11 protein-coding genes are annotated in these 11,943 nt (G+C 57.2%); 2 read left to right on the top strand and 9 right to left on the bottom strand.

Annotation, left to right across the window (positions count from 1 at the left end; translation table 11 throughout):
* Positions 1 to 68: 68 nt before the first annotated feature.
* Complete coding sequence (locus LSG25_RS17865) at positions 69 to 1,343, top strand: MFS transporter (RefSeq protein WP_232742228.1); 1,275 nt, start codon at positions 69 to 71, stop codon at positions 1,341 to 1,343.
* Between the two features lie 798 nt (positions 1,344 to 2,141).
* Here the strand turns inward: LSG25_RS17865 and LSG25_RS17860 are convergent.
* Positions 2,142 to 2,321 carry a hypothetical protein gene (locus LSG25_RS17860; protein ID WP_232742227.1) on the bottom strand — a complete coding sequence of 60 codons (180 nt, stop codon included), beginning with the start codon at positions 2,319 to 2,321 and terminating at the stop codon, positions 2,142 to 2,144.
* The gene (locus LSG25_RS17855) at positions 2,318 to 3,490 is read right to left on the bottom strand and encodes a PepSY domain-containing protein (RefSeq protein WP_232742226.1); all 1,173 of its coding nucleotides are present in this window, start codon (positions 3,488 to 3,490) and stop codon (positions 2,318 to 2,320) included. Before LSG25_RS17855 ends, LSG25_RS17860 begins: the two co-directional genes overlap by 4 nt.
* A gap of 353 nt (positions 3,491 to 3,843) precedes the next feature.
* Between LSG25_RS17855 and LSG25_RS17850 the strand changes: the two genes are divergently transcribed.
* Positions 3,844 to 4,797, top strand: a complete 954-nt coding sequence (locus LSG25_RS17850) for a LysR family transcriptional regulator (RefSeq protein ID WP_232742225.1) — start codon at positions 3,844 to 3,846, stop codon at positions 4,795 to 4,797.
* Positions 4,798 to 4,811: 14 nt separating this feature from the next.
* On the opposite strand, the gene LSG25_RS17845 is transcribed toward LSG25_RS17850, so the two are convergent.
* The 7 genes from LSG25_RS17845 to LSG25_RS17815 all read right to left on the bottom strand — a co-directional run bounded on the left by LSG25_RS17845 (position 4,812) and on the right by LSG25_RS17815 (position 11,853).
* Entirely contained in the window at positions 4,812 to 5,744 is a 933-nt protein-coding gene (locus LSG25_RS17845; RefSeq protein ID WP_232742224.1) for a dihydrodipicolinate synthase family protein, read from the bottom strand.
* Between the two features lie 62 nt (positions 5,745 to 5,806).
* Positions 5,807 to 7,336, bottom strand: a complete 1,530-nt coding sequence (locus LSG25_RS17840) for a UxaA family hydrolase (RefSeq protein ID WP_232742223.1) — start codon at positions 7,334 to 7,336, stop codon at positions 5,807 to 5,809.
* Positions 7,337 to 7,392: 56 nt separating this feature from the next.
* Positions 7,393 to 8,193, bottom strand: a complete 801-nt coding sequence (locus LSG25_RS17835) for a transporter substrate-binding domain-containing protein (RefSeq protein ID WP_232742222.1) — start codon at positions 8,191 to 8,193, stop codon at positions 7,393 to 7,395.
* Positions 8,194 to 8,297: 104 nt separating this feature from the next.
* Positions 8,298 to 9,026, bottom strand: a complete 729-nt coding sequence (locus LSG25_RS17830; RefSeq protein ID WP_232742221.1) for an amino acid ABC transporter ATP-binding protein — start codon at positions 9,024 to 9,026, stop codon at positions 8,298 to 8,300.
* A 13-nt stretch (positions 9,027 to 9,039) separates the two neighbouring features.
* Positions 9,040 to 9,693 (bottom strand): amino acid ABC transporter permease, encoded by a 654-nt coding sequence (locus tag LSG25_RS17825; RefSeq protein WP_232742220.1) that lies wholly within the window; start codon positions 9,691 to 9,693, stop codon positions 9,040 to 9,042.
* 16 nt (positions 9,694 to 9,709) lie between these two features.
* Positions 9,710 to 10,399 carry an amino acid ABC transporter permease gene (locus LSG25_RS17820; RefSeq protein ID WP_232742219.1) on the bottom strand — a complete coding sequence of 230 codons (690 nt, stop codon included), beginning with the start codon at positions 10,397 to 10,399 and terminating at the stop codon, positions 9,710 to 9,712.
* Positions 10,400 to 10,677: 278 nt separating this feature from the next.
* Positions 10,678 to 11,853 carry a fumarylacetoacetate hydrolase family protein gene (locus LSG25_RS17815; protein ID WP_232742218.1) on the bottom strand — a complete coding sequence of 392 codons (1,176 nt, stop codon included), beginning with the start codon at positions 11,851 to 11,853 and terminating at the stop codon, positions 10,678 to 10,680.
* Between the last annotated feature and the right edge of the window lie 90 nt (positions 11,854 to 11,943).

The following is an 11,943-nucleotide window of genomic DNA, read 5'->3' as shown; positions in this document are numbered from 1 at the left end:
CAAATGATAACTATTATCATAATCATTTGCAATAATAAAACAAACAGGAGTACGACCCTCAATCGGGTATGCTTGATGTTTTGCAAACACCCATACGCCACAATCGCAACGTGAAAAGACCGGTTCCCGCCTGGATCATTCCTGTCATCGCCATCCTCGTCCTGCAGACCACGACATCATTCCTGAGCCGGCTGATACCCATTATTTCCCCTGTCCTGACCCAGGAATTCGGCTGGAACGGCAGCTTGATCGGATACCTGACGACAGCCAATACGGTCGGCGCGCTGTTGATCCTGGTGGCCGGCGCGGCCCTTATCCGCTACATCGGCGGCATCCGCACGGTGCAAATCGGCTTGCTGCTGGGAGCCATCAGCGTTGTCCTGTTTTTCTTTCCGTCCATCACTCTCGCCCTGGTTGCCAGCTTTATGATTGGCCTGAGCTACGGCGCCGCCAGTCCCGCGGGCAGCGAAATACTGCAGCGATTCAGTCCTCCGGAAAGCAGAAACCTGGTGTTCTCCATCAAACAGGCAGGAGTGCCGCTAGGCGGCGTTATTGCCGGCCTGGCAGTTCCCCCGCTGGTCGAACTGACGGGATGGCGTATCACACTGCTGATCGCCGCCGTGTTCGTGATCGGCATTACCTGCCTGACCTGGCGCCTGAGTGCTCGCGTGGACGAGCCGACCGCCACCCAAAAGACTTTCGCCTGGAGCGCCCTGCTTTCCGCCCGAAACGTTGCCATTCCCTTGCGGTCGCTGGCACGCGGACAAGGCTCGTTAAAGCTGTCAATGGCCGGCAGCCTGCTGGCTGCAACGCAAAGCTGCTGGTTCACCTTCTCGGTGATCTATCTCGTCGAGCGTCTTGACCTGTCGCTGAACATGGCCGGCCTGGTTTTCGCGGTCATGCAGGCCACGGGCGTAGTGGGCCGAATCACCTTGGGGTGGATTGCCGATCGAAGCGGATCGGCAACTCTCACCTTGTCGCTTGCCGCCATCGGTTCGAGCATCACGACCGCACTGCTGGGGTTCAGTACCTCCGAATGGCCGCTGTGGGCCATTATCGCCATAGCGGCTGCGGCCGGAGCCACGGCCGCCAGCTGGAATGGAGTCCAGATCGCCGAAGTGGCCCGCCGCTCGCCCGCCGGGATGGTGACGGAGACCGCCGCGGGATCAGCCATCCTGATTTACATGGCCAACATGATTGCTCCTGCGGCGTTTGCGGCGTTCGTGGCTGCCACCGGCCATTTTGACCAGGCCTTCCTTGCCGCGGCCGTCTGCAGCCTGCTGTCGTTGGTCTTTCTTGTGGGAGTGGACAAACAAACCAAAACCGTGGGCAACACTGCTTGACACCGCAGCACTTGAGTATTTTTGGGTTGAGTGTTTACAGCACTCGATGGATTGGTAGCTTTGGTATTTAAAGACGCCGTCTATCGGGGCTTGGGGTCAGGACCGGCACGGCGTGCTTAATCCGGATCTACCTCGTCCAGGCGGGCGTCGGGCCAAACTCGCTACGCCCCGCGGAGCGGGGCTACGCTCAAACATGGCCCGACGAAAGCCCCCGCCTTCCCTACGGTAGCATCCGGCGCACGCCTTACGCCGGTCCTGACCCCAAGCCCCGATAGACGGCTCGCGTTACGGCTTGCCTGGAATGAACTTGCCCGCCTCAACGTATACCTCGATGCATGACCTCAACGTTTCTCTCGGTGCATGTTTCTCTCGGTGCATTACCCAGCGCTGCTCTCTATGCATTGCCTCAAACGCGAGCCGCAGGGTGGGCGGTGCTGTGCAGGCCGGCGGTAGTCCAGCGCCGGGTGCTGACGAAGGGAAGGCGGGGGCTTTCGGCGGGCGCTGTCTGAGCCCGGCCTCGCGAGGCCGGGCGAGTTCGCCCGACGCCCGCCTGGACGAGGCAGACCCGGGCAGTCGGGGTGCGTAGCACCTCGACCGCTGGACGTGCCGGACTGTACAGCACCGCCCACCCTGCGGCGTCTTTATAGAACTACGTCCGCCTATACAAACAACACAGTCAAAGCGAATAGCTCAAGCCAGTAAAAAGGCAGCCCAAATTCACAACCCAAGCCTAGAAACAGCCCAAAACGAAAGCCACTAAAACACGTTCAGCCAGTAAACGCCTGAACCAAAAGTGCCCTAGCAACGCGCCGCCATCCAGAAGAACGACGCTACCGCAACGGGTATTGCCAAAGCCAGCCATGCGGCCCAGTGCCACAGGCCCGTGCCCAGCAAAGCGGCCAGCAGGCCGAACAGGGTCAGCACACCCAGCAGGACAGGTGCGGCCCACACACGCACAAGCATCGTGTACCCACTCATGACGTTTCTCGACGCATAGCGGGAAGCGCGGACTGGCGCATCAGGGCGGCAATGCGGGCATTGGTCGTCTTGCGCCGCGCCACCCACAAATAAAGCCCGCTGACCAGCACCACGATAGTCATCAAATCAAGCAAAGCCCAGAGTATCTTCAAAGGCATGCCGCCGTAATCGCCAAAATGCAGAGGCCGCGATAGCTCCAGCGCCGTCAAGTACCACGGAGGGTGCGCAATGGCCGTTATCCGCCCGCTGCCCGCATCAATCAGCACCGGTGTGAACAAGTGCGAAGTCACCGGCGTGGCGCCTTTCAGCCATACCATGTAATGGTGCGGCGTCGAGAATTTATTGCCCGGGAATTGAAGACTGATAACGGAATGCCCCGGCAGAGCGCGGCTGGCCGTATCGCGTGCGGCCTGGACCGACGTCAGTATCCGGGGCGGCGTTTCATCCTTGTAGGCAGTCAGCAGGCCGGCAACTTCCGTGGCCTGCCACAGGCTGAATAGCGGTGTCGCCAGTTCATTGATCACACCGGTTACTCCCACGATACCGCCCCATGTCAAGGTAACGATGCCCAGTAAATTATGCAGATCGAGCCATTTCAAGCGCCGCGACCGAGCCGCCCGCACCGCGCCGAACGGCAGCTTTTTCATGAACGGCCCGTAAAGCACCACGCCAGAAACTATCGCCACCACGAACAGCAGGCCCATCAAACCCAGGAACAGCTCGCCCGGCAAGCCGGTGAACCAGTCCACGTGCAGGGCCAGCATGATCCCCATGAACGTCAACTGCTCCTGAGACGCCAAAGGCCCGTCTTTCAACAGCTCGCCCGTATGCGCATCGAATTTGACGGCATGGCTCAAACCGGGGGCGGACTCGTACGACGGGGCCATCCCCACCAGCACGCGCGGCTCTTCATCATCCATAAAGACATAGTTGATGACTTCTTTCGGATACAGCGCGCGGGCTTTCTCCACGATCGGATCCAGATTGGCGGGCGCGGTGTCGGCCGGCACGACCGCATACGGCCTGCCGTCATCCAGCCAGCGATCGATTTCGTGATGAAATATCAAGGGCAGGCCCGTCAGGCAGATGACCAGCAAAAACAACGTGCAGACCAGGCTGGTCCATTTATGGATCCCATACCAAGTCTTGAGAGTGGAAGCTGTCGTCATGAACCAGGCTCGCTAAAAGTCGGTGGCCACGGATTGCGCCCGGCATGGGAAGTGGCCCGGGGCGGTTCGAACGGCGCACGCGTCATCACTGCACCATTCCCATGCTGACATTGCGCGCTGCAACCGCTCTTCGACCTCATGCCTTCCTTTTTTATAAATGCATTTGATAATCGTTCGCATTCTATTTAAAGGAAGAGCATATGTCAAACTGAGACGACAATGGCGCCTGGATCGGTATCTGCGCCCACGCAGCGGCGATCCGCGCTCGCGCTCGTCCCGCTACAATTTGCAGGCACGCCATTCTTCTACGTCCAGGCCTTTTCATGTCAATTTTGTCAAAGCAGGAATAAAGCATGACCAGCAATGCCAATATGCTTTTCGGGCGATTACGGCTCAGGCAACTGAATCTGATCATTGCCATAGGCAAGCACAACTCCTTGCGCAAGGCGGCGGCGGAATTGGCCATGACGCAATCCACCGCCAGCAAGGCGCTGCACGAGGCCGAGCTGATTCTGGGCGACAAGCTGTTCGAAAGACGGCGCGACGGCCTCTACGCCAACCGATTCGGCGAATGCGCCATCAATTACGCGCACGTCATACGCAAGGACATCACGGCCCTGTCCGATGAGCTCGCTGAAATCAAGACCGGCAGCGGCGGCAAAATCAGGGTGGGAGTCATTATGGGCGGAGTGCCTAAAGTACTTAAGGACTCCATCAATCATGTCTGCGGCATGAACAAAGACATTGTGGTCGAAATATACGAAAATACCAGCGCCATCATGCTGGCCATGCTCAACAGCGACAAGCTCGACGTGGTCATAGGCAGAACCAGTGTCAGCCAGCATGCCGACAACTACGACTACATGCACCTGGCCGAAGAAAATGTCTCAATCGTGGTGGGCAACGGCAACCCTCTGGCGCAAAAAGCGGATGTCGCCCTGCCCGACCTGAAAAACTCTCGCTGGATAGCCTATCCCAATAGAACCCCGCTTAACATTCTATTGAAGCAAGAACTCGAGCGCGCCGGCATCAATGCCTTCGCCAGTCCCATAGAAACAGCTTCCACTTTCATCACCATGACTTTACTAAGCGACAGCGACGATTTCGTGGCGCTGATCCCGACCGACGTGGCTTCGTTTTTTGCCAATCATGGCCTGATCACCATTCTGCCCATACGCCTGCCGTCGCGCTCGCAGCCTTTTGGCCTGATCACCAGAAAGCAACGCAACCAGACGCGCGCCGCCAAACTATTCATCGATGCCATCCTGCAGGCGCGCACCCTGCCCGCCGCGGCGCTTCCGGGCTGAGCACGCGCCTGGGTTTACCTGGCCCAGCGCAATACCAGCGGATCCAGTCTTTTGGCCGTTTCGATCAAGCCCGCGCGAACCTCTTCGGACATGGCGGGAAATGGATGCCTGCCGTTAGGCGCTTTGATAATGCCACCCTCATGCATCAAGGCCTTGCTGGTCAGAATCCCGCTCTGGCGGTTTTCGTAATTGATCAGCGGCAGCCATTGCTGATAGAGCGATACGGCCTTTTCCCGATTGCCGGAAAAATAACTGTTGAAAATAGTCTTTATTCCATCGGGATAGCCTCCGCCCGTCATGGCGCCCGTTGCCCCGGCATCAAGATCGGGAAGCAGGGTAATGGCCTCTTCGCCGTCCCAGGGGCCTTCAATGCTGTCGCCGCCCAAGCGTATCAATTCCCGCAGCTTGGAAGCCGCGCCGGGCATTTCGATTTTGAAATACGAAACGTGCTCGATTTCTTTAGCCATTCTGGCCAGGAATGCCGCGGACAGATTCGCACCGCTCATGGGAGCATCCTGGATCATGATGGGGATGCTGCTGGCTGCGGAAAGACGGTCGTAGAACTCGTAGATCTGCGATTCGTTACAACGTATCGTCGCTCCGTGGTAGGGCGGCAGCAACATGACCATGGCGGCGCCATGTTCTTGCGCATGCCTGTTGCGATCCCGGCAAATATCGGTGCTGTAATGGGAGGTCGTCACAATGACCGGAATACGGCCTTTGACATGAGCCAATATGGTTTCGGTAAGGATTTTTCTCTCATCATCCGTGATGGCGAACTGCTCGGAAAAATTGGCCAATATGCTCAAGCCATCGGATCCCGCATCAATCATGAAATCGACGCATCTTTTCTGCCCTTCGAGATCCAATTCCCCGTTTTCGTGAAAAATCGTAGGGACAACGGGATACACACCCTTGTAGCGGGCCTTGCTGTATTTTTTATTCATGAGAGTCGAGCTTCCAAACAATAGAGAAAAATTCAAGAGTGGCCGTAAATCCGGGCGAACCTTCAGGTAATGACGCTTAATTGCCAGGGAACGAATTCATTCTGCCCGTAGCCATGGATTTCGCTTCTGGAGCGCACGCCGGATGCGCAATCCAGGATCATCTGGAACAACTCGCGGCCCAGTTGTTCGATGCCGACACCGTCATCGATGACGGAACCGCAATTCATGTCCATATCATCTTGCTGGCGATTCCATAAAGCGGTATTGGTCGCCAGCTTCAAGGATGGCGACGGCGCGCAGCCGTAGGCCGAGCCGCGGCCGGTGGTGAAACAGATCAGGTTGGCTCCTCCAGCGACTTGGCCTGTTGCCGAAATGGGATCGTAGCCCGGGGTATTCATGAAGACCAGGCCGCTCTGCGCCACAGGTTCGGCATACTCGTAGACTTCCATCAAGCCCGTTGTACCCGCCTTGGCAACACCTCCCAGCGATTTTTCCAGCACCGTGGTCAGCCCGCCCGCCTTGTTGCCGGCCGAGGGATTGTTATCGAGAGCGGCATGATTGCGTTCGCAATAGTCTTTCCACCAGGCGATCTGATCAACCAGTTTCTGGCCCACCTGCGGACTCACGGCCCGACAGGTCAGCAAATGCTCGGCCCCATAGATTTCCGGAGTTTCGGAAAGGATCGCCGTCCCACCATGGCGAACCAGCAGATCGACCGCAGCGCCTAGAACCGGATTCGCGGTGATCCCCGAATATCCGTCGGAACCGCCGCATTGCAGCCCGACCTTGATATGGCTGGCCGGCACCGGCACCCGGGATACCTGATTAGCCGGCTCGAGCATCTCCTTGATGATCTGGATGCCTTTGGCAATGGTTTTGGTGGTTCCGCCGGTGTCCTGAATATTGAAGGTATGCAGGCGCTCGTCTTGAATCAGGTTCTGGGTTTTGACGAGCGTCGATATCTGATTGGTTTCGCACCCCAGTCCTATGATCAGCAAACTGGCAAAATTGGGGTGCCGCGCATACCCGGCCAGGGTTCTCTGCAGCACGGCCAGCCCTTCTCCACCGGGATCGACGGCGCATCCCGCCCCATGCGTAAGGGCGACCACGCCGTCGATATTCGGATAAGGCGTCAGAATTTCGGGGTGTATATCGCGCCGGAAATAATCCGCAATGGCGCGCGCCACGGTGGCCGAGCAATTGACCGAGGTCAATATGCCTATGTAATTGCGCGTCGCGACCTGGCCGTTGGCCCGGACGATGCCCTGGAAAGTGGCTTGCGGACTGGCCTTGTCCTGCGCGATGTAGTCCTGCGAAAAGCGATAGTCCTTGTCGAATTCGCCTATCGCTATATTATGCGTATGGACGTGCTGGCCGGCCGCAATGGGTTTGCTGGCAAAACCGATGATCTGGCCATAGCGCCTGACGGCCTGCCCTTGCGCGATGGGCCTGATGGCCGCCTTGTGGCCGGCGGGTATCAGGCCCGACACGGTCACTCCGTTGACAAGCGGCGCGCCCCCGATCAACTGCTCAAGAGCCACGACAACATCGTCGGCTTGATTCAACAACAGGAATTTGTTTTTTTTCGACATGATAGCGATCGCGCGTGGCGGGCATGAGCCTTGCCATCGAGGCAAGGCCCTGTCCTTTATTTCAGCATTTCTGCCGGCAGGGATTGGCCGATAAAGTATTTTTTGTAAATGTCGTTGAGCTTGCCATTCTTCAGGTTCTTCGACACCCACTGATTTATTTTTTCCTTCAATTGCGGCTCGTTCTGACGAATGCCCACGCCCATCGGAAAACTGATAGCCGTATATTTATAGACAATATCGCGCTTGGGATTGGATTTATGGATTGCCGGCAAGACGCTGCTGGCGGCAACGATATAGTCTTGCTGGCCCGTCAGCGCCGCCGTATTGGTCGTGGCATCGTCCTCGTAGCGCACAATGGACACACCGGGTACATCTTTCGTTTCTTTGGTAATGGCCTGATCACTGGTCGTGCCGCGCGTGACCGCAATCGACTTCCCAGCCAAGTCTTTTGCCGACACCACTTTTGCCGCCTTGGGCCCACCCACCACAACGGGCACCACGCCATAGGGCTCCGAGAAATCGATGACTTTTTTTCTTTCGGCTGTAATCGAAAACGACGCCATGATCACATCGACCTTGTTGGTGCGCAGGAACTGAACGCGGGTCGGCCCGGTAACCGGCACCACCTCCAGCTTGACGCCCAGATCGTGGGCGAGCAAATGAGCCGCATCGATATCGAAACCGGTTTGTTTGGCGTTGTCGTCGACCATGCCATAAGGAGGCGCGCTGATATCCACGCCGACAATGACCTTGCCCCGTTTCTGTATTGCCTCCAGGGTATTCGCCTGCACGGCGGTAACGGCCGCCATCAGGCATGACGCGCCCAATGCCCACATCGCTATTTTTTTGTTCAACATGCTTATCTCCAGATAGTAGTTAATCGCTCGTTCGGCCTTGCCCCAACACCGCATCGACCGTATACGCGAAGCTGGCAATGCGCGCGGCCGCCGCGGCGATGAAATCAAAGGCCATTGCTGATGAATTGCCTCAATTCGGGTGTTTGAGGATTTTTAAGAAGGCCGGCATCTCCCGCTTCCCATACGACGCCGTTCTTCACATAAAGGATTTGATCGGCAACCGCTTGCGCGAAAGCCATTTCATGCGTAACCAACACCATGGTCATGCCGCTGTCGGCGAGACTTTCTATCACCTTCAGGACTTCCCCGGTTATTTGCGGATCGAGAGCCGAGGTCACCTCATCGAACAACATGAGTTGCGGCTGCATCGCCAACGACCTGGCAATCGCCACGCGCTGCTGCTGACCGCCCGACAGTTGGTCGGGATAGGCCCGGGCCTTGTCTGCCAGCCCCACCTGGTTCAACACGTGCGAAGCCAGCTCCTGGGCCTCCTTGGCCTTGATTTTCTTTACCTTGCGTGGCGCGATCGTGATGTTCTGCTCGACGCTCAAGTGGGGAAACAGGTTATAGCTTTGGAACACAATGCCCACTTCCTTTCTCAAGCCGAATATGTCGCAGTCGTTCTTGTGCAGATCCCGGCCGCAGACATGCAGCTCGCCCCCGTTGATGCCCTCCAGGCCATTGATACAGCGCAGGGCCGTGCTTTTGCCGGAGCCGCTCTGGCCGATCAGCGCCACCACATTGCCTTTGAATACATCGAAGGTAATGCCTTTCAGGACTTCGTCCTTGCCATAGGATTTCTTTACGTTCTTGAAGCTGACAACGGGATTCATGTTGGGATGGCCTTTAATTGGTTTTATTTTTTAATTTTTTTTCCAAGCGATAAGACAACAGGGAAAGCGGGTAGCAGATGATGAAATAGATAAGCGCCGCCACCGTGAATACCGCAAACGGCTTGAAGGTGGAGTTATTGATGACGCGCGCCGAATACGTCAGGTCAAAAAAGCCGATCACCACCGCATACGACGAATTCTTGACAATCTGGACCAGAAACCCGACGGTGGGAGGAATCGCAACCCGGAATGCCTGGGGCAGAATGATGTAGGCCAGCGTCTGCAGGGTATTGAACGCCAGGCAATTCGACGCTTCCCATTGAGTCACGGGAATCGACTCGATACAGCCCCGCCATATTTCGCCCAGGTAGGCGCTGGAATAGAACGTCATGGCCAGGCCCGCCGCGACCAGCGCCGGCAAATCGTAACCGGCTATGCTGATGCCGAAATACACGATGAACATCATGACGGGCAATGGAATGCCCTGGATCAGCTTGACGTAAAGCCCGCTCAGCTCGCGCAACAAACGGTGTTTCGATGCCCGCGCAACGGCCAATGGCAGGCCTGCAATAGTGCCGCCGGCAAACCCCAGCAAGGACAGCACAATCGTCCAGCCCGCTCCGCGCAGAACAAAAAACCATTGGTTATAGGTAATTCCAAATATCACGACCTGTACCCCCGGCTCATTTCTTGCTGCTCTCGTTCATGCGTTTTTTCCTGGGAAAGGCAAGGTCGTGGCACAGATTCATCACAAGCCGCAACAACCACGACAGGAATAGATAAATGACCGCAATCACCAGGTAGACCTCGAAACCGCGGAAAGTCTCGCTTTGAATCTGATAGCCGATCGCCGTCAGTTCCTGCGCCGATATCTGCGACATGATCGAGGTCGCCAGCATCATCAGCACGAACTGGCTGATCAGCGCCGGATACATTTTTTCGACCGCCTGGGGCAAAACGATATATCCCAGAATCTGGCCTTTGCTCAGGCTCAGGCAAGCCGCGGCCTCTTTTTGCCCCTTGTGGATGGAGTCGATGCCTGCCCTGACGATTTCACAGGTGTAGGCGGAGGTATTGATCGTCAGCGCGACGATGGCCGCGTAAAAAGCCGGCACTCGTATCTGAATCGCCGCCAGGCCGAAAAACAGCCAGAATGTTTGTACGACCAGGGGCGTATTGCGTATCAGATCGACAAATGCCGCGGCGATTTTTTTCAGGAAATTGCCGCCTTCGGTCCTGGCCACTGCCAACGCCACGCCCACCAGAAAGCCGAGCACCAAAGAAAGCGCCGACATTTTTATGCTGAGCCAGGTGCCCTTCAATAAATCAGGCCAAAACCCGCTCAGAAAACTGAAGTCGAAACCATAATCCATATTTTTATTCGTTTGCTGCCTGTATCGTGCTTGCTGTTTGCTTACCCTGACGATTCAAGTTTTACGTATCGGCGTCTCGCCGTCTATTGAATAATTCCCAATCTGCGTTCGCTTTTTGGAATGTCTGATAATGTGCCAGTGAGCCGAATGCTGATAGCTAATTTTCCACCCCTGAACCAAGGGTTAACCATAGGATCAGACAGGCGAGGCTTTGCTTTCCTAGTACTAATACTTATTGCTTTTACTGTAGGAAGCCGCGCAAACGTGCGAGTTTCGCGTCAGGCAGGCGCCTGAATCAGGCCGCGTGCCGCCAGATTGCGGTACAAGGCCCTTACGCCGAAATTCCATGGCGCAATGGTGGTGGACAGTTGCACCGTATTGACCAGCGAGCCGAGCGACGAGGTGGCAATCGTGACGCGGTCGCCCAAGCGATGGGTGAATCCGCTGCCAACGGCGGCCCGATCCTTGATCGGCGAAAACATGGTGCCCAGGAACAGCATGAAGCCGTCGGGATACTGATGATGCGCCCCGCAAGTTTGTTGCACGAGATCCAGCGGGTCGCGGCTGATTTCCCGCATATCGCTGATCCCCTCCAGCACGAAGCCGTCGCTCTCACCTTCGATCAGCAGCGATACCCGGGCCTCGCGCACCGTATCAATCGAAAAATGGTCGTCGAACAATCGGATGAAGGGCCCGATCGCGCACGACGCATTATTGTCTTTCGCCTTGCCCAGCAGAAGCGCGCTGCGCCCCTCGATATCGCGCAGATTGACATCGTTGCCCAGGGCAGCCCCAACCACGCGGCCATGCTGGTCGACGGCCAGCACGATCTCGGGTTCCGGATTATTCCAGCTGGAATCCGGCAGCAGACCAACCTGCGCGCCAAACCCCACCGCCGACATCGGCTGCGATTTGCTGAACACTTCCGCGTAGGGCCCAATTCCGACTTCCATGTATTGCGACCAGGCATTGCGGCGCTGCAGTTCTTCCTTGAGCGCCTGAGCCTTGGCCGAACCCGGCTTGATACGCGATAAATCGCCGCCGATCAATTCCTGGATTCGCGCACGGATTTCAGCAGCATCGGCGGCATTGCCGCGGGCTTGCTCTTCGATCACACGCTCCAGCAAACTGACCGCGAACGTGACGCCGCAGGCTTTGATAGCCTGTACGTCGCAGGGTGCCAGCAAAGAAAGGCCGCGGCCGCTTTCCGTGCCCAGCAATGCCGCAATCGGCCCCAGGAACTCTCCCGAGGCGGATCGGGCCACGGCGACCGCATCGTCCCGATCAAGCAAGTCGGCCATGGTCGGCGCGTGCGAGCTGATGTCGAAGACGTCTCCGTCGCGCACGGCAATCACCGATGGCCCAGGTATCGGTCCATCGCGCCAGACTCGCCCTACCAGGGTAGCCCGGTCGGCATCGGCAGGCAGCAATTCATGCACGGAAAATTGTTTCATGGCCAAAGCAAGGATGTTCAACAACACGAAAACAGCAGAGTACTACAGCTTCCCTGCCAAGATGTGGCTGGGCGAATGCGGAGCCCGCGG

The sequence above is a fragment of the Paralcaligenes sp. KSB-10 genome, from assembly GCF_021266465.1.
Classification (GTDB): domain Bacteria; phylum Pseudomonadota; class Gammaproteobacteria; order Burkholderiales; family Burkholderiaceae_B.
The sequence above is the reverse complement of the archived record's forward strand: the minus strand, read 5'-3'. Positions and strand labels throughout refer to the sequence as shown.